This is a genomic window from Paraburkholderia panacisoli, from assembly GCF_008369935.1.
Classification (GTDB): domain Bacteria; phylum Pseudomonadota; class Gammaproteobacteria; order Burkholderiales; family Burkholderiaceae; genus Paraburkholderia; species Paraburkholderia panacisoli.
The window spans coordinates 92,976-111,295 of the sequence record NZ_VTUZ01000035.1; the positions used below are offsets into that span (position 1 = coordinate 92,976).

At 63.7% G+C, this 18,320-nt stretch carries 16 protein-coding genes and 1 pseudogene; 8 read left to right on the forward strand and 9 right to left on the reverse strand.

What is annotated here, in order from left to right; all coding sequences use genetic code 11:
* Positions 1–41 precede the first annotated feature (41 nt).
* Positions 42–2,975: an FAD-binding and (Fe-S)-binding domain-containing protein gene (locus tag FVF58_RS36500; RefSeq protein WP_149674573.1), complete on the forward strand. Its 2,934-nt coding sequence runs from the start codon at positions 42–44 to the stop codon at positions 2,973–2,975.
* Complete coding sequence (locus tag FVF58_RS36505) at positions 2,972–3,850, forward strand: LysR substrate-binding domain-containing protein (protein WP_149674574.1); 879 nt, start codon at positions 2,972–2,974, stop codon at positions 3,848–3,850. The genes FVF58_RS36500 and FVF58_RS36505 overlap by 4 nt, the downstream gene beginning before the upstream one ends.
* Positions 3,851–4,112: 262 nt before the next feature.
* Here FVF58_RS36505 and FVF58_RS36510 read toward each other — a convergent pair whose 3' ends face one another.
* From FVF58_RS36510 to FVF58_RS36520, 3 genes are read right to left on the reverse strand one after another with little or no spacing between them, the layout of a single operon-like run.
* Positions 4,113–5,015 carry a hypothetical protein gene (locus FVF58_RS36510; protein ID WP_246217334.1) on the reverse strand — a complete coding sequence of 301 codons (903 nt, stop codon included), beginning with the start codon at positions 5,013–5,015 and terminating at the stop codon, positions 4,113–4,115.
* A 23-nt stretch (positions 5,016–5,038) separates the two neighbouring features.
* Positions 5,039–5,278 (reverse strand): hypothetical protein, encoded by a 240-nt coding sequence (locus FVF58_RS36515; RefSeq protein ID WP_149674576.1) that lies wholly within the window; start codon positions 5,276–5,278, stop codon positions 5,039–5,041.
* A gap of 5 nt (positions 5,279–5,283) precedes the next feature.
* Positions 5,284–6,339: a DNA-binding protein gene (locus tag FVF58_RS36520; protein WP_149674577.1), complete on the reverse strand. Its 1,056-nt coding sequence runs from the start codon at positions 6,337–6,339 to the stop codon at positions 5,284–5,286.
* 153 nt (positions 6,340–6,492) lie between these two features.
* Between FVF58_RS36520 and FVF58_RS36525 the strand changes: the two genes are divergently transcribed.
* Entirely contained in the window at positions 6,493–7,665 is a 1,173-nt protein-coding gene (locus tag FVF58_RS36525) for a tyrosine-type recombinase/integrase (RefSeq protein ID WP_149674578.1), read from the forward strand.
* A gap of 104 nt (positions 7,666–7,769) precedes the next feature.
* On the opposite strand, the gene FVF58_RS36530 is transcribed toward FVF58_RS36525, so the two are convergent.
* The 4 genes from FVF58_RS36530 to FVF58_RS36545 all read right to left on the reverse strand — a co-directional run bounded on the left by FVF58_RS36530 (position 7,770) and on the right by FVF58_RS36545 (position 12,351).
* Positions 7,770–8,522: an IclR family transcriptional regulator gene (locus FVF58_RS36530; RefSeq protein WP_149674579.1), complete on the reverse strand. Its 753-nt coding sequence runs from the start codon at positions 8,520–8,522 to the stop codon at positions 7,770–7,772.
* Positions 8,523–8,569: 47 nt separating this feature from the next.
* Complete coding sequence (locus FVF58_RS36535) at positions 8,570–9,736, reverse strand: acyl-CoA dehydrogenase family protein (RefSeq protein ID WP_149674580.1); 1,167 nt, start codon at positions 9,734–9,736, stop codon at positions 8,570–8,572.
* 36 nt (positions 9,737–9,772) lie between these two features.
* Entirely contained in the window at positions 9,773–11,074 is a 1,302-nt protein-coding gene (locus FVF58_RS36540) for a CitMHS family transporter (RefSeq protein ID WP_149674581.1), read from the reverse strand.
* Between the two features lie 119 nt (positions 11,075–11,193).
* Positions 11,194–12,351 carry a CaiB/BaiF CoA transferase family protein gene (locus tag FVF58_RS36545; protein ID WP_149674582.1) on the reverse strand — a complete coding sequence of 386 codons (1,158 nt, stop codon included), beginning with the start codon at positions 12,349–12,351 and terminating at the stop codon, positions 11,194–11,196.
* Between the two features lie 275 nt (positions 12,352–12,626).
* Here FVF58_RS36545 and FVF58_RS36550 point away from each other — a divergent pair, with 275 nt between their 5' ends.
* Positions 12,627–12,902: a hypothetical protein gene (locus tag FVF58_RS36550; RefSeq protein WP_149674583.1), complete on the forward strand. Its 276-nt coding sequence runs from the start codon at positions 12,627–12,629 to the stop codon at positions 12,900–12,902.
* A 295-nt stretch (positions 12,903–13,197) separates the two neighbouring features.
* On the opposite strand, the gene tssF is transcribed toward FVF58_RS36550, so the two are convergent.
* Together tssF and FVF58_RS51760 are read right to left on the reverse strand one after the other, a co-directional pair.
* Positions 13,198–15,018 (reverse strand): type VI secretion system baseplate subunit TssF, encoded by a 1,821-nt coding sequence (gene tssF / locus FVF58_RS36560; protein ID WP_149674584.1) that lies wholly within the window; start codon positions 15,016–15,018, stop codon positions 13,198–13,200.
* Positions 14,996–15,535: a transposase gene (locus FVF58_RS51760; RefSeq protein WP_188131036.1), complete on the reverse strand. Its 540-nt coding sequence runs from the start codon at positions 15,533–15,535 to the stop codon at positions 14,996–14,998. Before FVF58_RS51760 ends, tssF begins: the two co-directional genes overlap by 23 nt.
* A gap of 3 nt (positions 15,536–15,538) precedes the next feature.
* On the opposite strand from FVF58_RS51760, the pseudogene FVF58_RS36565 reads away from it, so the two are divergent.
* The 4 genes and pseudogenes from FVF58_RS36565 to FVF58_RS36575 all read left to right on the forward strand — a co-directional run.
* A pseudogene (locus FVF58_RS36565) lies at positions 15,539–16,579 on the forward strand (AAA family ATPase); the annotation flags it as partial.
* A gap of 13 nt (positions 16,580–16,592) precedes the next feature.
* Positions 16,593–16,976 carry a hypothetical protein gene (locus tag FVF58_RS36570; RefSeq protein ID WP_149674585.1) on the forward strand — a complete coding sequence of 128 codons (384 nt, stop codon included), beginning with the start codon at positions 16,593–16,595 and terminating at the stop codon, positions 16,974–16,976.
* A gap of 184 nt (positions 16,977–17,160) precedes the next feature.
* Positions 17,161–17,334 (forward strand): hypothetical protein, encoded by a 174-nt coding sequence (locus tag FVF58_RS51765; protein ID WP_188131033.1) that lies wholly within the window; start codon positions 17,161–17,163, stop codon positions 17,332–17,334.
* The gene (locus tag FVF58_RS36575; RefSeq protein ID WP_149674586.1) at positions 17,324–17,986 is read left to right on the forward strand and encodes an AcrVA2 family anti-CRISPR protein; all 663 of its coding nucleotides are present in this window, start codon (positions 17,324–17,326) and stop codon (positions 17,984–17,986) included. The genes FVF58_RS51765 and FVF58_RS36575 overlap by 11 nt, the downstream gene beginning before the upstream one ends.
* Positions 17,987–18,320 lie beyond the last annotated feature (334 nt).

Below are 18,320 nucleotides of genomic sequence, written 5' to 3' on the forward strand. Positions count from 1 at the left end.
CTTCCTCGACTTGCTCTCCCATTGTATGCGGCAGGCTCGACATGAAAAAGCTGTTCTCCCCAGACCCAACCCGTATTGGCCGCCCCAAAGGTCCGCCTACCGATGACGCCCTGCCCGAGGCGCTACTCGATGGCACGCCGGCCCCGTTGAAGTCCGCGCTGGAGAATCTGCTGGGAAACGGGCGCGTGCTCCATCGCGTGGTCGACCTCGTTCGCTACGCGTCGGACGCAAGTCCCTACCGGCTCATCCCCCAGGTGGTGATCGAAGCGCACGATGCCAACGACGTCGCGAAGGTGCTGAAGTTCTGCAGCGAAGCGGGGCGCCACGCGACCTTCCGGGCTGCCGGCACGAGCCTCAACGGACAAGCCCAGTCAGATGACATTCTGATCGACGTTCGCAAGCATTTCGCCGGTATCGTGTCGATTGCGAAAGACGGCACGCAGCTCAAGGCGCGTGCGGGTACCATCCTTGCCCACGCGAACGTCCACCTCTCATGCCACGGACGCAAGCTCGGCCCCGATCCCGCCAGCGCCAATGTCTGCACGCTGGGCGGCGTCGTGAGCAACAATGCGGGCGGCATGCGCTGTCGCGTCAGTCAGGATGCCTATCACACGGTCAGCGCGATGAGCTTCGTGCTCGCCTCCGGCACGAAGATCGACACGGCAAGCGCCGACGCCGAACAGCAATTCGCCGCGCAGGAGCCCGCGCTCGCCGCCGGCCTGATGACCCTCAAAGCCGAGATCATGGCCGACCAGGCGTTCGTCGAACGAATCCGCCAGAAGTACGCTATTCGCAACACGCACGGATTCAGGCTCGACGCCTTCCTCGATGGCGATACGCCGCTTGAGATCTTCCGACGCCTGCTGATCGGCTCGGAAGGGACGCTGGGATTCGTCTCCGACGTGACCTTCGAGACCGTTCCGAGCGCGCCCGTCACAAGCGTAGCCTGGCTCGCGTTCCCGTCGATCGATGCCGCCATCGCCTTGGTGCCGGAACTCGTGGAACGCGGGGCGCAGGCCGTCGAGTTGATGGTCGCTCCCGCCTTGCGCGCCGCCGCCGAGGCCTTTCCCGGCACGCCGGATTATTGGCGGACGCTCGACCCCGAAGCCGCGGCGCTGCTGGTGGAAATAGGCGCCCAGGACACCGCGGCGCTGACGGCCAGAGCAGCGAATATCATCGAATTGGCCTCGAAAGCGAACCTGATTGCGGACCCGATCCTGACGAACAGCGCGGAGGCGATCGAGCTTGCCTGGTTCGTGCGCGAAGGATTGCTCGGCCTCGTCGGCAAGCAGCGCCCCGTCGGATCGATGCTGATCGTAGAAGATGTCTGTTTTCCGCCGGCGCGACTCGCGCATGCCGCGCGCGACCTTCAGGCGCTGCTGCGGCGGCACGGTTTCATTCCCGGCGTGGCAGGTCATGCGGCGCACGGCAATCTGCACTTCACGCTGACCGCAAAGCTCGACGAAGAAGAAGGACGGGCGCGATACTCGAGGTTCATGGAGGAACTGGTCCAACTCGTCGTCAAGCAATACGACGGTTCGCTGAAGGCTGAACACGGAACCGGGCTCAACATGGCGCCGTTTCTCGAGCAGGAATGGGGCGAGCGCGCGACCGCGATGATGTGGCGGGTCAAGCTGCTGGCCGACCCGCATGGTGTGCTCGCGCCCAACGTCATCCTCACACGGGACAAGCAGATCCATCTGAAGGGCCTGAAGACCCAGCCCGGCATCGAGAGCACGGCCAACGCGAGCTTGTGTATCGAATGCGGCTTTTGCGAGTCGGTCTGCCCAAGCCGCAACGTCACGATGACGCCGAGGCAACGTATCGTTGTACGAAGGGAAATGGCGCGCCAGCCGGAGGGGTCGGCGTTGCTTCAACGCCTTCAGGAACAGTACCAGTACGACGCGATTCAAACGTGCGCGGGAGACGGCACCTGCGCGCTCCCCTGTCCGATTGAAATCAATACGGGCGAACTGATGCGCGAGTTCCGTCACGCGACGCAAACCCGCAGGTCGGAAGGCGCCGCACGCTTCGTCGCGCAGCACTGGGATGGCGTCGAACGGGCGAGCAAAGTCGCCCTGCGAGGCGCCCGCTACATGGGCGAAGCGCTTGGCTGGAAGACCGTGCGAGCCGTGGCCGACACGGCCCGCCGGGTGGCCAGCAACGACATCGTGCCGACCGTGCCCGGCCCGCTGCCGAAACCGGCCCGCGCCCTGCCGGCCACGCGTCGCGACAACGCGGACGCCGTCTACTTCACCGCGTGCGTCAACCGGATGTTTGGCCGTGATCCCGATGCGCCCGACGACGCCCTCTCGATCCAGCAGGCGCTCATCGCCGTATCGAAGCGTGCGAGCAAGAAGCTTTGGATTCCCGAAGACATTGCCGGCACCTGCTGCGCCACGCCCTTCAGCTCGAAGGGCTTCTCGTCGGCCCGACAGCTCATGGCCGAGACGGTTCTCGAGCGCCTCTGGCGGTGGAGCGACGAGGGACGACTGCCGGTCGTGGTCGATGCTGCGTCCTGCACGCACGGCCTCGTCGGCGGGCTGGACGACGCGCTGCCGCCGGCGTTGCTCGCTCGCCGGCAACGGCTCGACATCATCGATTCGATTACCTGGTGCGCGAATCTCCTGCCCGATCTGAAGGTCGTTGCGCCGCTCGGAAAGATAGTGATTCACCCGACCTGCGCGATGTCGCATCTCAAGCTCACGCGGGATCTCAAGCGCATCGCGGAGCATATGTCTGCGCAAGTCGAAATCCCCGTTGGCGCGACGTGTTGCGGAACGGCTGGCGATCGCGGCCTGCTCCACCCGGAGCTGGTGATCTCGGCGACGCGCGATCAGAAGGCCTATCTCGAGAATGTGCACGCAGACGCGTACGTTTGCGCGAACCGCACGTGTGAAATGGGATTGAGGCACGCCATGGGCCGCCCCTACGAGTCTTTCGTTTTCAGCCTTGAAGCGGCCACGCGATCATGAGCGCGGGATCCCGGCACTCTGGCCGCCTGCTCGACCTCGATGCCGTTCAGGCCTTCGTGCTGGTCGCCGATCTCAGCAGCTTCACGCGCGCGGCCGAAGTGCAGGACACGACTCAGTCGGCGATCAGCCTGAAAATCAAGCGGCTCGAAGAACGGCTCGACCGGCGTCTGCTCGAACGAACGCCGCGCCACATCCAGCTGCTGCCCGAAGGCGTCGCTTTTCTCTCGGCCGCGCGCGACCTGCTGAGCGCCCACGACCGTGCGGTGGCGACCGATGTCCGCGAGCAGCGCAGTCTGCGCCTTGGCATCATCGATCACACCACCGCCGACGACCTGATTCCGCTGCTCGCGCGCGTCTCGAGTTACGACCCCACGTTGCGCGTCGAACTCAGGATTGGCGCTTCCAGCCAGATGATCGAGGCATACGACGCCGGCGAACTCGATGCGGCCTTCGCCAGGCACGACCCCGCGCGGCGCGATGCGCAGCGTCTTTTCGTCGAGCGGTGCGGATGGTTCGCGGCGCCGCAGTGGACCCGCCATCTAAACGAACCGCTGCGCGTTGCTTCGTTGTCGGCGCCCTGCGGCGTACGGGCCAACTCACTCAAGGCGCTGGACGAAGCGGGCATCAAATGGACCGAAGTCTTCGTGGGCGGTGGAATCGGGACAGTCGGCGCGGCCGTCATGGCGGGCCTTGCCGTCGCGCCAATGACCCGCCACGGCATTCCGGCGCGAGCGGTGGAGGTGGGAAGCCGCTTTGGACTGCCAGTGCTCGCGCCGATCGAGATTGCCGTGTATACGCGGGTGCGGGACGCGTCGATGAAGGAAGCCATCCGACTCTTCGGTGCGGCTCTGAGCAGCGCGCATGCCGCGTTCTGACGGAAGCCGGACGTGAAAGACGTGACTGGAAACCGCGCTATCAAGACAATCCTTCTCATCCGCGACACTCTTATGGATTCCTACGCGTACAGTGTCATCGCCGCACTTCCCGTCACGTCAACGCCACCAGAGTTCAGGGTGCAGGGATAAAGCGTTGCCTGGTTCGGCATCGGAACACCAGATTGCGCCGAATCGACGGGGCGCACGACGTGCGGCAAAGTCGAGGCGGCAACGCCGCAACCCTGGAAGAGAAAACGCCCCCTCATCGGTGCTGCACTTTCCGCGTCGCCATATACGTGTCAAACAGGCCTGCATGCAGCCGGCTGAGTTCCTGGCGCAGGTTCACCAGTTCGCGCTGTTCACCTTCATGCTCCCGGCGCAGGATCTTGCCCAGCAGCGCCATCGCCCGCGACCCCGCCTGGTCGCGCTGCACGCGCGCCTCGCCCAGCCGGCCCGCCAGTGCGGGCTTGACCACCAACAGCCACGCCGGAAACCACGCGTAATCGTCCGTCTCGCCCGCGCCCGGAAACTCTGCATCGAAGCGCCGGCGTAACGCGTCAAGCGAAGCGTCGCTGAGCATCGGCAGTAATGCCGCGAACCGCGGAGGTGCCAGCCACGCCAGTTCCGCGAGCAGCGGCCATGCGGCCTCCAGTCCACCTGTCCGGTAGCGCGACTCGGTCATCCACGCGAGTGGCGCCGGGATGCGCCACCACGATTCAATGCTCCCGATCGCGTCACTCGCGGCCGCCCAGTCGCCCGCCAGCAGCCACAGCGGTGCAGAATGGCTGTCGGCATCGGCACGGAGAAAGGCCAGGGTCGCGGCCCGGTCGGCGAGCGCTCGCCAGCAGGGTGCGAGCCATGCATGACCGGTCTGCGCGGGCAGCACCCGCCGGGCGGCGGGCACCACCTCGTCCTCCAGGTGACGGCGGGCGATGGCGAGCGCCGCGTGATCCGCAAAGGGCGACGTCGATCCGCGCTCAAGTCCGCGTTCGAGTTCGCACACCAGCACGCTCATCGCGGGCAGCGCGCCATCGTCCGGGTATCCGGCAGCCAGCCGTTCCAGTGCGGTGCGAGCGGACACCGCATCGCGCTTCTGCAGTTGCTCCAGCACGTCGTTGCGCAACATCACGTCGCGGCTGTCGGCGAAGATATCCAGTTGCTTCACGGTCCGCTGCATGGTCATCGCGCTCAGAAAAGTTGCCTTTCAGGACGGGCCAGATTAGCCCACTTCACCGTGCTACGGAAGGTGCGACCGTCGTCGTCGACTGACTCGATGATCACGCGCTGGCCGCTCGCTTCGGCGATCACGCGCACAGTGCGCTCGCCGTAGCGCATCAGCGCGCCGATCGGCGGACAGGCCGGGGCCTGACGACGGGTCCGCCTGGTTCGTCCTTTCCCCTCTTTCGGCGGGCGGCGGCTGCCTGCCATGCTGACTACCCCCGCTTGCGGCGTGCCGCCGTCTTGCCGGATGGCATGGAGACGGCCGGCGCCTTGCGCGGCGGGCCCGGTGTCCGTGCCGGACGGGTCGCGGCTGGGCGTGCCGTGACGGCCTTCGCGCGAACGGGTCGTATTTCGTGGGCATCGGCCTCGCGCCGTGCCGCCAGTTGTTCTTGCAGCGTCGCGTTCGTGGCCTGGACGGCATCGAGCCGTCCCTGCAGCACGCCCGCCTGATGGCGGGCGTCACCCAGTTGCGCCTGCATGGTTTCCAATGAACGGCGATGGTCGGCGTCCTTCCGGTCCGCACGACGCGTGGCTTCTTCCAGTTCCTTCTGCAGCTTCGCGACGGCGCCGCGCTCGCGGTCGATCTCGAGCAGCGCCCGTTTCTCCGCCGCACGCAGTCGTTCCTCCGCGCGTTCGGCCGCTTCCCGCAGCTTCTCCAGATCCCGCGAAAAAGCTTCTCTCACCTCCACGATCTCGCGATCGCGCGCCGCCAGCGCCGTGCTCCTCCGCCCGAGTTCCGCCTCCAGCGCCTGTCGCTGCGCGTGGCCTTCGGCCTGCGCCTTGTCCAGATTCCGCACCTCGACCTGCGCGGCCAGCAGCGCGGCGGTGCGCTGCTCGAGCGCCGTCTCGACGCGAGCCAGTTCGTCGCGGGCGGCGGCGACCGCCTGCTGCGCCTCCGCGCGCTGCGCCTCGACCTCGTCGCGCAGCGGGTCGAGCGCGGTCCCGGCTGATGCGCTCGCACGTGTCCAGAGGGTAGCGACCAGTTCGCCGGCGGCCGCGCCGAGATCGGCCGGCAGATCAGGATGCTCGATGCGCACCCGGCTCTTTTCGCGCAGTTCGGTCCAGAACTCCCCCAGCACCTGGGTGGGCGTGCTCATGCTCCCCCGCTTCACCAGCTGGTACAGCCGGTTGGCGGTTGGCGTGATGCCGAAGCGGAAGAACAGCAGCGCGCAGGCCTCGCGATAGAGCTCGCGCGTCTTCGGGAATTCGGCCTTCAGGCGCTCGATTTCTGCTGCCAGGCGGGTTTCATCAGGAACTGCGTCGGACATCGGGATCGGTCTCGGTTATTTCGACAAATAATATAACGTAAACCGACTGATTTCTAATGGACTTTGGCCGAGATTTTGACATTATTCGTATAATGTTGAAATTAAAACCCGACGATGGGACAATCAGCACGTCACCCTCCATTCCGACTACTCATGCAGATCATGCTGAGCGCGCCGCGGCCGCTCGACACGCTCGTGCTGCCCGCTGCGCTCGACGGCCAGCACGGCGTCAACCGCGTTGACGGCCGTCGCCAGATCGCCGCCAACGACGACCTCAACGCGATCCGGGCATGGCTCGCGCGCGTGGCCGACACGCCGACCACGTTCGGGAGCTACCGCAAGGAAACCGAGCGGCTGCTGCTGTGGTCGGTCGTCGAGCTGGGCAAGCCGCTGTCGTCACTCACCCACGAGGATCTGCTCGTCTACCAGCGTTTCCTGGCCGACCCGCAGCCGCGCGAGCGCTGGGTCGCCAGCGGTCGCAAGTGCCCCCGCGACGATCCGCGCTGGCGCCCGTTTCACGGGCCACTGGCCGCCACCAGCCAGCGCCAGGCGATGGTGATCCTCAACGCCCTCTTCGCCTGGCTGGTCCAGGCGGGCTATCTCGCCGGCAATCCGTTGTCGCTCTCGCGCCAGCGGGCCCGGCGCGCCCCGCCCCGCGTGACACGCTTTCTGGAGCGGGACCTGTGGCAGGAGGTCAAGCACCATATCGACAGCCTGCCGCGTGACACGGACCGCGAACGCGAACGCTACGCGCGTGCGCGGTGGCTGTTCACCCTGCTCTATCTGGGAGGCTTGCGGATCTCGGAAATCAGCGGCAACACGATGGGCCGCTTCTTCTGCCGGCGTGACGCCGACGGGCACGAGCGCTGGTGGCTCGAGGTCACGGGTAAAGGAGAAAAGGACCGGCTTGTGCCCGTCACCGCGGAGATGATGGTCGAGCTCGGCCGCTACCGGCGTGCGCGCGGACTTGCGCCACTACTGTCCCAGCATGAGGACACGCCGCTCGTGCTGCCCCTCGGACAATCCATGAAGCCGCTCACACGCGCCGCCCTGCACGGGATCATCAAGGACATCTTTGCGGGCGCTGCGAAAAAGCTGCGCCTGCGCGGCGAGGACCACGCTTCCCGTGCGGCGCAACTCGAGCGGGCCTCCGCGCACTGGCTGCGCCACACCGCGGGGTCCCACATGGCCGACGGCGATGTTGACCTGCGTCTGATCCGCGATAACCTCGGCCATGCCTCGCTCACCACGACCAGTCTCTACCTGCACGCCGATGACGACCAGCGACATCGGGAAACGGAGCAGAAGCATCGCATCGACTGGTAGCCGCTTGGACGAAGGTGGCCACGAAGCGACGTTCGACCGCGTAGTCGCGCGGTGGTGGCCAGTTGTGACAGGGCAATGGCATGCTGCACATGTCCCGCCGCCGCTCAGGCTGCCTCACTCTTTCTCCAGGTCAATAGAATCTGCTGCTTCGCCTTGACCAGCGTTGCCACGTGCTCGTGCAAATGCTCACGGATTCGCTCTGTCGGACCACCGATCGAAAGCCCGTACAGGTCGCCGCCGAAATCGAGCGCCACGGCCACCGCTGAAAGCTCGGGCGCGCTTTCGCCAATATTCGCGTACCAGCCGCGCTCGTGCGCAGTGCTGATCTGATCGATGAATGTCGCGCGATCAGGGGCGGTCGCACTCGTGTAGCGCTCGAATTGAAGCTTGGCACCGAGTGCCTCCTGCGTCGGCAGATCGAGTTCGCCGAAAATCACCTTGCCGATCGAGTTCGCGTGTAACGGCCGCAGCGTGCCGGGTGCGCACGAATAGCGCACTGCCTTCTCCGATTCGACTACATCGAGGTACACCACCGCTGCGCCGTGGATCTTGCCAAGCACGATGGTTTCGCCAGTCGCGTCGCGCAGTTCCACAAGTCGGGGATGCAACATTTCGACCACGGGATCGACTGCGTTGATCGCGTTCGCAAGCAGTTGCAGACGCCGCGTGGGATAGTAGCCGCCCCGCTTGCGCACTTCGTAGAGATAGCCGCGGCTCACGAGCGTGCGGGCAAGCGCAAGGCAACTTGACGAGGGCACGCTCAGGAGCCGCGCCATTTCGGCGAGCGGCAGCGGCCGCTGTTCGGTGGCGAAGAGCTCGAACAGGTCGAGCGTGCGGGCAACGAGTTTGACGTCCATGGGGGCAGGCGGTTGATCGCAAGGTGGCGCGGTGCCTCTTGCGCTGATCAGTACGACTTCGGCAGCCCGAGCACCTTTTCCGCGATGAAGCACATGATCATCTGCGGGCTGACGGGCGCGAGCCTTGGAATCATACACTCCCGCAGATAGCGTTCGACGTGGTACTCCTTCGCGTAACCCATGCCGCCCAGCGTTGCAATGGCCGTCTGGCACGACTGGAACGCAGCTTCGGCGGCGAGGTATTTCCCGGCGTTGGCTTCCGCGCCGCACGGCTCGCCCGCGTCGTAGAGCGTGGCGGCTTTCATCACCATCAGGTTCGCTGCCTCGAGCGCCATCCACGCCTGCGCGAGCGGATGCTGGATTGCCTGATTCTGTCCGATGGGGCGCCCGAACACGACGCGCTCCTTCGCATACTGCGTTGCGTGGCGCAACGCCGCCTGGCCGAGACCCACAGCCTCCGAGGCGATCAGGATGCGCTCGGGATTCAGGCCATGCAGCAGATAGTGAAAGCCCTTGCCCTCTTCGCCGATGCGGTCCTCCACCGGTACGCGCAGCCCATCGATGAACAGCATGTTCGAATCGACGGCCTTGCGGCCCATCTTCTCGATCTCGCGGACTTCGACGTGCGTGCGGTCGAGATCGGTATAGAAGAGGCTCAGACCTTCGGTGGGCTTCGTCCCCTGGTCGAGCGGCGTCGTGCGCGCGATGATGAGCATTTTGTTCGCGACCTGCGCCGTCGAGATCCAGATCTTGCGGCCCGTGAGCACGTAGTGATCGCCAATGCGCACGGCCTGCGTTTTCAGGTGCGTCGTGTCGAGGCCCGCGTCGGGCTCGGTGACAGCGAAGCAGGCCTTGTCCCGGCCCTCGATCAGCGGTGGCAGGAAGCGCTGCTTCTGCGCCTCGCTGCCGAACACCTGCACCGGATTGAGTCCGAAGATGTTCATGTGCACGGCCGATGCACCCGAGAGCCCCGCGCCGGAAGCGCTGATCGTGCGCATCATCAGCGCGGCCTCGGTCATGCCGAGCCCGGAGCCGCCGTAGTCGGGCGACATCGCAATACCAAGCCAGCCCGCGTCGGCGAGTGCACGGTGAAAGTCGTGCGGGAAGCGACCCTCACGGTCACGTTCGAGCCAGTAACTGTCGTCGAAGCGTTCGCAGATCTTCTCGATTGCCCCGACAATCGACTGCTGGTCTTCATTGAGGTTGAAATTCATCGGGGACTTCCTCTCAAGGCATAAACGAAAGCATGATCAAAGCGGAAATACACCTACCAGCAAGGCGGTGAATACCATCAGCACAGAGGCGGCAAACAGGAACGGAATCGTGAACTTCTGATGCTCGGCAAGCTCGACGCCCGTCAAGCCGACAATCAGGAAGGTCGCCGGCGTGAGCGGGCTGACGGGAAAGCCCGTCGTCATCTGGCCGAGCAGAGCCGCCTGCGCCATCTGCACGGACGGCACACCCAGCAGTTCCCCGCTCTTCGCCAGGACAGGCAGAATGCCGAAGTAAAACGAATCGGGGTCGAAGAGCAGGCTGAGCGGCATCGAGACGAGCCCCAGCACGAATGGCATGTGGCGCGCGTTCTCGGCAGGCACATGGCGCACGACTACTTCGGCCATGGCAGTGAGCATGCCGGTGCCGGTCATGATGCCGGTAAACGCACCTGCCGCAAGCAGCACGCTCGCCATCATCAGGGCCGCCTTCGCGTGCGCATCGACGCGTTCGCGCTGCTGTTTCACATCCGGATAGTTGATAACCAGGGCGAGCACCGTTCCAATCATGAACATGACCATCGGATCGACGATGCCTGACACCAGCGTGGTGAGTACAATCAGGATGAGCACGAGATTGATCCAGAAACGCTGGGGCCGGCGCAGCGCAAGCTCCTCTGGCGTGAGCACCCGCGGCGTGACGGCGATGCCGGCGGCATGCTCGCGCGTGAGACCGAGACGCTTCTCCTCGCGCTTGCCGAGCACGTATGCCGTGCCGAATACGAACACAAGCCCGACGATCTGCACGGAAATCATTGGATAGAAGATCATGGTGCCGGGAATATGCAAAGCCGCGGAAGCGCGCAGCATCGGCCCGACCCAGGGGAGGAAGTTGACGCCCGCGGCCATTGACGCGACGCAGGCGAGAATGCGGCGGTCGAGACCCAGGCGGGTATAGAGCGGCATCATCGCGGGCAGTGTGACGAGAAATGTGACTGCGCCCGAACCATCCAGATGGATGAGCAACGCAAGCAGTGCCGAGCCCATAACAATGCGCGGCGGATGGCAGCCCACCACGCGCAGCACACCGTTGATGATCGGGTCAAGCATCCCGGCGTCAGTAAGGACTCCAAAGAAAAGAATCGCAAATACGAACATGCCCGCAACCGGACCGATGTTCTGCACCCCGTGAACGATGAATTTCGCGGTGGAGAGTCCGAAACCCGCTGCGAGCGCCGCGACGATAGGCACAGAGATCAACGCGACGAGTGGCGAAAGCCGCTTCGTGATGATCAACGTGAAGAGAGCAACGATCGCCGGCGTACCGATTAGCGCGAGCATGATCCAGTCTCCCTGTGCGCGAGGCATCTTGCCTGGTTGGTAGATGTCACTGTTGTCTCCTGCGCGGCGTCACGTATGCCGCAGTTGTGGTTATATCGAACTGCCGGTTGATGTGCGGGCTACGCGTCGCCTGACAGTTCTCCGAAGACCTGCGTGGAGTGTTCGTCGAGTGCCGGTGGCACGCTTCGGTAAGTGGCCGGTGTGCGACCCAGCTTGATGGGCGACGCGATTCCGCAATAGGAACCCATCTCAACCTTCATCCCGCGATGGGCCGTGTGGGGATGCGCGAGGGCCGCACCAAGTCCGAGCACCGGCGCACATGGCACACCGTGGCGCACGAGTGTGTCGGCGAGCTGTGGTCCATCCCAGGCGGCGAAACGTTGTTCAAGTTCCGCGCGCAGATCGCTCCGGTGCTGGCTGCGCAACCGGTTGTCGGCGAAATGCGGATCGGCAGCAAGCTGCGGTGCCTCGATCAGCCGGCAAAGCGCCGCGAACTGCGTGTTGTTGCCAACAGCGAGGAAAATGTCGCCACTGCCGGTATGAAACATGTCATAGGGCGTGATGTTCGGATGCGCGTTGCCAGTTCGTCGCGGCTCCTTGCCCGAATAGAAGTAATTGGGGGTGTGCGGGTGCAGGATCGAAAGCGCACAGTCGAACAGCGTGGATTCGACAAACTGGCCGCGGCCGCTTGTCTCGCGCTCGCGCAGTGCCATGAGGATACCGAGGGCGGCATTCAGGCCGGTCACGAGATCGACAATGGGTACGCCCACGCGTAGCGGCGCACCACCCGCCTCGCCGTTGACACTCATGAGGCCTGTCATCGCCTGGATCGCCGCGTCATAGCCTGGCAGCGCGCCGAGTGGGCCGTCCGCACCGAAACCTGAAACCCGGCAATGCACGAGCCTCGGAAAGCGTGTAGCGAGCACGGTGTCGTAACCGAGCCCCCATCGCTCGAGGGTGCCGATCTTGAAGTTCTCGACCAGTACGTCAGCGGTTTCGAGCAGCGCGAGCAGACGCTCTCGCTCCGATGGCTGCGTAAGATCGAGCACGACGCCCAGTTTGTTGCGATTGAGGCCCTGGAAGTACGAAGCTGTCTCGCCGTCGAACGGCGGCCCCCAGCCGCGCGTTTCGTCGCCACCCGGCGGTTCAATCTTGATCACTTCTGCGCCGTGGTCGGCGAGGATCTGCGTGCAGTACGGGCCGCCGAGGACACGGGACAGATCCACAATGCGCAAGCCGTGCAACGATCCTGCTGTTGAAGGTAAATGGAAGCCCATTATGATCTGCACTACTGATTGATTAAAATTGAAATGGCAAAGCCACCCTTGCAGCACGAACAGCTACCGAGCTGTCAATAGCCATCTGACGTCGCCCACGTCCGGATTCGACGTGAGCGTGCGGTCTTTATTTCACCGCCATGAATGAATATTCACACACAGGAATATGGAAGGTCAAGCTGGATACTGGAAACCTGCCCCAGGAATGTCCCTGGTACCGGGTGGCCAGCGTGAAACCTGCAATAGTAGGCCTTCTGCGGACGGGATGCGCTCTCTTGCCGCAGTTCCAGGAATTGGGGGACACGGTTGTTTCGGACTTGATCCGGTACCAGCCGGAGCCCCGCAGGTTCATCCTCTCATTGAACATTTTTGAGACCTACACGGAGACTGCTCTGAGCGCCTTTTTCCTGAATGCAGCGAGTGAAGCGATGCGTCAGCACAGCCGCGCAGGCATTACGCGCCACAGCCACTTCCGCCTGAACCCATCGCGCCTGTTTTCCATGCTGCGAAAGCTGTTCGCTTCACAGCGCCCGGCCTGCAATTGCCGCTGAATAAGGCAGAACACAATATGAACCCCTACTCGTAGTAGCCTTGCTGGATGAGGAAAGACGCGGCTTGTCCCCGTTTCCGCGGAGATGATGGAGGAACTGGGTCGTTACCGGCGCGAACGTGGCCTGCCAGTGCTGCCTATGCAGCACGAGGACCTCCCGCTCGTGCTGCCCCTCGGAAAATCCGTGAAGCCCCTCACGCGAGCCGGCCTGCACACGATCATCAAGGAGATCTTCGCGGGCGCGGCTGCAGCGCTACGTCTGCGCGGGGGCGACCACGACGCAGGGGCGGTCCAGCTCAAGAGTGCCTCCGCGCACTGGCTGCGCCACAGCGCGGGCTCCCACATGGCCGAATCGTCTGAAAAGCGGGTTCTAATCTCACGGATGGTTTTGTCGAGTGTCGCGACGTGACTGCTATCTGTGATCGCCACAATGCTGTCAAGGTCATGCGCGCGTCGACGCCATAGAGTCCGAGAAACGTCGTCACCACCGAGACCGGCGCCAACGGATTGTCGGCGTCGTAGCGGACCGCGTCGATCTCGCGCCCGGGAAAGCCCAGTTGTGCGCGCGAGCGGAACCGGATGAGTTCGCCGTCGGCCCAGTCGTAGAGCGCGAGCGAGCCGCGCAGGATCTCCGCATCAAGTAGCGACAGGTAGTTCGGGGCGAGGTGCGAGAGCACGCGCCACTGGAACCGGTCGCCGGTGGGTGGATAGACCGGCAGGGTCGGCGCCGTGAGGTTGCGCACCGCGCCGATGTTGGTGAAGCCGCCGCGCATTCGCGTGATGCCTGCTTCGCGCAGGGCCTTGCGGGGCAGCATCCCGTTGGTGCCGGTGACCGACAGCGACAGCGTCTCGGTGGGCAGCGTGTTCGCCTGATCCCAGGCGTGGCCGCCGAGCACAATCCAGGTATCGAAGCGGCCTGACGGACCGCGGCGCATCCTTGTGTGGTAGTACCGTTCAGGCATGTCGTGGCGCAGCATGCCGCCGCGATGGCGAAACGCCGCGAAAGGCACATATTCATAGCGCCGGCCACGCTCGAAGTAGTCCACGGCATCAACCGAATAGATGTCGACCAGCGAGCCGTGTTCGGCTCGCGCACGTACCCGGTACTCGGTTTCGTGCTGCGTGACCGTGACAGGATCGGCGCCCACCGGGAAAAGATTGATGACGGGCGTGCAGTTCAGGCGAACGTTGTCCACAGTGAAACGCATGTCATCCGGATACGGCCGCTCGAGCACGACCTCGACATCGAGCGACGTCGCCGACGCGGGAATCGCCTGAATATCGAGCCCAAGCAGGTCGACGAACATGAACTTCTCGGGGAACGTAAAGTACTCGAGCAGCAGCTGGTATCCGCCGAATGCGTTGTCAGCCTTCGGCCAGAGCCGTTCTTCGGCCGCAAAGCCTGCGGGTGCGAGGCGCAGTCCCGGCATCGGCATCGGGGCACCGGGCCGGTCCTCGGGCCAGCCCGGCACACGAACCTGCAACGCAACCGGCTTTGCCGTGAGCGCGGCGTATAGGGCAAGCGCAACGGGCCGGTCTGCATTCAGGTACAGGCGCAAGCGTGGCACCTGCAGCCGCTCGCGTTCGGCCTGGGTCTGGATGGCCAGCCGCAGGCGGATCACGGACCGTCCATCCTCGCGCGCGTAGACCCCCGCTTCACTCAGGGCGAGCGGATACAGGTCGACTTCCTGCGTCGTGCGATAGACGCACTCGATCGCGGCATCGCCCATATTGGACCCTGCTTCCACCCGGTCAGACGTGGCCTCTAGACCCGCTTCGAGCGTTTCATGTTTCTGCAACGCGCCCTTCTCCGGGATGAGCTCGAGAATTGCGAGCGACGGGATCATGCGCAGGTAGTGCGGCCACAACATGCTGACGAGCCCTTCGGTCAGTTCAGGCAACTCGTCGTCAAGCTTGTGACGCAGGCGCCCCATCAGGAAGGCGAAGCCTTCGAAGAGCCGCTCGACATGCGGATCGCGTTCGCCGACGCGATCGAGATCCAGTTCTCGAGCGCGATCGGGGAACGCCTGCGCGAATTCCTTGCCGGCTTCGCGCAGGTAGCGCATTTCCGCCTCGTAGTAGCGCAGGATCTCGTTATCTCGGGTTGGCTCTGTCATGGTAGGGGCAATCAGTCTGGCAATGTGCGGGCTTGTCCTGCGGCTGCGCAGGCGCTTCTGAGGATTTACGTTGAGGGCCTCGGGGCAGTCGGCTAATCCGGCGATTGGCCCGGCCCGAGGCCCAGGCCAGGTAGGTGCCGCTGCCGAGCGCCCATCCCTTGAGCGTCGCGGCCATGAGGGTGGCGATCTCTCCTTCATCGAGCGGCTGGCCACACAGGTGCTTCCAGGCACGGTGGCGCTCGAAAGGCGTGCTGCCAAGCGCTTCGAAGAGAGCGTGCTCGCTCACAATCGGATCGGTGCAAAGGCCGGCATGGTGCCGGTAGCTGGACCAGCGGTAGTGCTCAGGTGCAGTCGCGAGGCCGGCGCGCACCGGAGCAAGCTCGACCAGCCGGCTCGCCATCAGCAGGTAACGCTCGGGCTCGATGACTGTTGCCCGGTAACTTCCTGCCCAGAGCGGGCCGCTCCTGTCATACCGTGCGTTATAAGCGGCAACGTACCGTCGGCCAATTGCCTGCATGGTCAGGCGATCGCGCGCGTGGTGGCCGAATGGACCGGCGTGCCGGTCGGCAATCTCCTCGAAGATGAGCTGCAGGGTCTGCTCACCCTGGAAGACCAGCTCGCGAAGCGCGTCGTTGCCCAGGACGACGCGCTGGCCGCACTTGCGGAAAGCCTGCGCACTGCGAAGGCCGGCCTGAAGAACGAACACGCCCCGCTCGGCGTATTTCTGCTCGCGGGTCCCTCGGGTGTCGGCAAGACGGAAACCGCACTCGCCCTCGCGGACCTGCTCTTTGGGGGCGAAGCCGCCCTTACGACGATCAACATGTCGGAGTACCAGGAATCGCACACGGTATCGCAACTCAAGGGCTCGCCGCCGGGCTATGTCGGCTACGGACGCGGCGGCATCCTGACAGAAGCGGTGCGTCAGCGCCCGTACAGTGTTGTACTGCTCGATGAAGTGGAAAAGGCTCATCGTGACGTGCTGGACATCTTCTATCAGGTCTTTGACCGCGGCACGATGCGCGATGGCGAAGGACGCGAGATCGACTTCCGCAACTGCGTGATCCTGATGACGTCCAATCTCGGCAGCGCCCAGATTGACGAGGTAACCGCAGACAGCCCGGATATCGCGCAGGCAGCACTCCTCGAGGCGATCCATCCGCAACTCGTCGCACAATTCCAGCCCGCCCTGCTCGCGCGCTTCCAGACGTTGGTGTACCGGCCGCTTGATGTGACCGCGCTCGCCGCAATCGTGCGTCTGAAGCTCGAGAAGGTCGCCGAACGCCTGCGCCGGCAGCACGATGTCGAGTTGGTCTGTGACGACTCGCTCATCGGCGCGATGGCCGAACTGTGCCTGGCGCGAGAATCCGGCGCACGCAACGTGGACGCGTTCCTCAACCAGTGCATCCTGCCGTCGGTTTCCCGTGAGCTGCTCACGCGTATGGCTGCCGGCAACGCGCCCGCGAAGATTCGGCTGTCCAGCTCAGCCGAAGGCAATCTGACGATCGACTTCGTCGATCATGGCGAGCCGGTCGTAACTGCGGCAGAAGTATCAACTGCCTGAGGAAAACAGGACCATGCCGGCGCGACAGTTCGATAAAGAACTGCCTGCCGGCAGCGTCAATAGCAGGATGAATAACATGAAACGACGCTACACCACGTCCGGGATAATTTTTGGCCTGCTGTCAGTGCTGAACACCGGTGCTTATGCTGCATACCAGGAAGAATGGTTGAGCCCGCAGGCATTAAAGAAGGAAGAAGCAGCAAGGGCCAGCAGTCACACATCGGCTCATGTGTGTAAAAGCGCAGACAGCCACTGCGCTAGCGTTCGCCCAAAGTCAGCAGCCGCCAAACCGCGTTCTGAAATTCGCGGTCGTCCGGCAGGTCGTTCAGCCGACCCTATCGCGGACTTCGCAAAGAAGGGCAATGCCGCCAGACCAGCGCGCGTCGCGGCCAGGTGACCTGATGCCCACTGTCAACCGAACCTGACCCGATGCGACCACCGGACCTTTGGCGCTGTTTCCTGGCATCCGTAGCGGCCCTCGCAGCTGCATCGATTACGCCTGAACGCCTCTTCATACACCTCTTCGTCGCCGCAGACGGCAGACCCGGCGGTCAAACGAACTCGTGATTCCGGACTTTCCCATGACACCAGATACCACGCCCGCGATAGCCAGTGACCCTAACGGATACTCCATCGAAATCGGAGACAATCTACATCTCGTTCTGAAGGGCATTCAGGGTAAGTTTCCTTACGGTGTCTTCATGGTGACGCTCGGATCATCAACAATCCGCGGTGGACTCAATCATGATTTTTGATCACTCCGGGTCATCCGCAGAAGGGGCCAGCGAACGTTGGCTGACGTTCGTTGCTCCCAGGGAGAGCATGAAGAAAAAGAACAGGCTGTCTTTTTCCCAGATGCGCATACAGATCGACGACGAGTCCATGACGATCCGCCAGGCCGCCGGGAGATATTTTCGTTCGCCCGATGACGAGCTGGATGATGATGACGACGACGGACCTGGATTCTGGACCAGGGTGCTGAGCTATGCTTTCAAGGTCCTGTTCTACCTCTCGAGCGAACAACCACGGATCACCCAGGACAATGCCTACAGCAACGCACCGAGGAATTTCAGCGGTCTTGGGAAGCGCAAGAAGAACGAACGCCTGCAGGAGATCGAACAGCTTTACGATCGTTATATCGTGTGGCCAGAAGTTTTACCTTCACTGCATCAGCGCGGCGCGGCGCACACGGATACCGGCGAGGGTGGAGAACTCTCCCCACACTGGCGGCGAGGGCACTTCCGCGTGCAGCGCCACGGACCCGGTCTTTCCATGCGTCGCGTGGTCTTCATCATGCCGATCATCGTCCGGGCCGATCTGCTGAATCCCGATGGCGTCCACCGACAAGCGGTAGAAAAATGGACAGAAATACTGCCGCGCTCGAGTGAACCGGGAACTGACCACTAAACCACGATGACATCGACGTGTTTTCGGCGCGCTGGTGCGATCACGGCCGCAGCCGCCGTGAGAAGGAAAAGCTGAAATGGAAATGAATCTTGCAACACGGACGCGATGGGGACGGGCAATCCTTTTGGGCGTACTGTCCACGATACTGGTCGCCTGCGGCACTGTCGATAGCACTGCCCCCGGTCCGATGCCAGCAGACGCCCAGTTGAATGTATGCGGTCCTTTACGGACGCCCTAGCAATGAACGAGTGATTCTCTGATGCTACCTGTCCACGTGGACAGCTGGGATGAGAGTACATGTCAGAAGATCGAGATTTGCGTAGCCGCCTGGTAG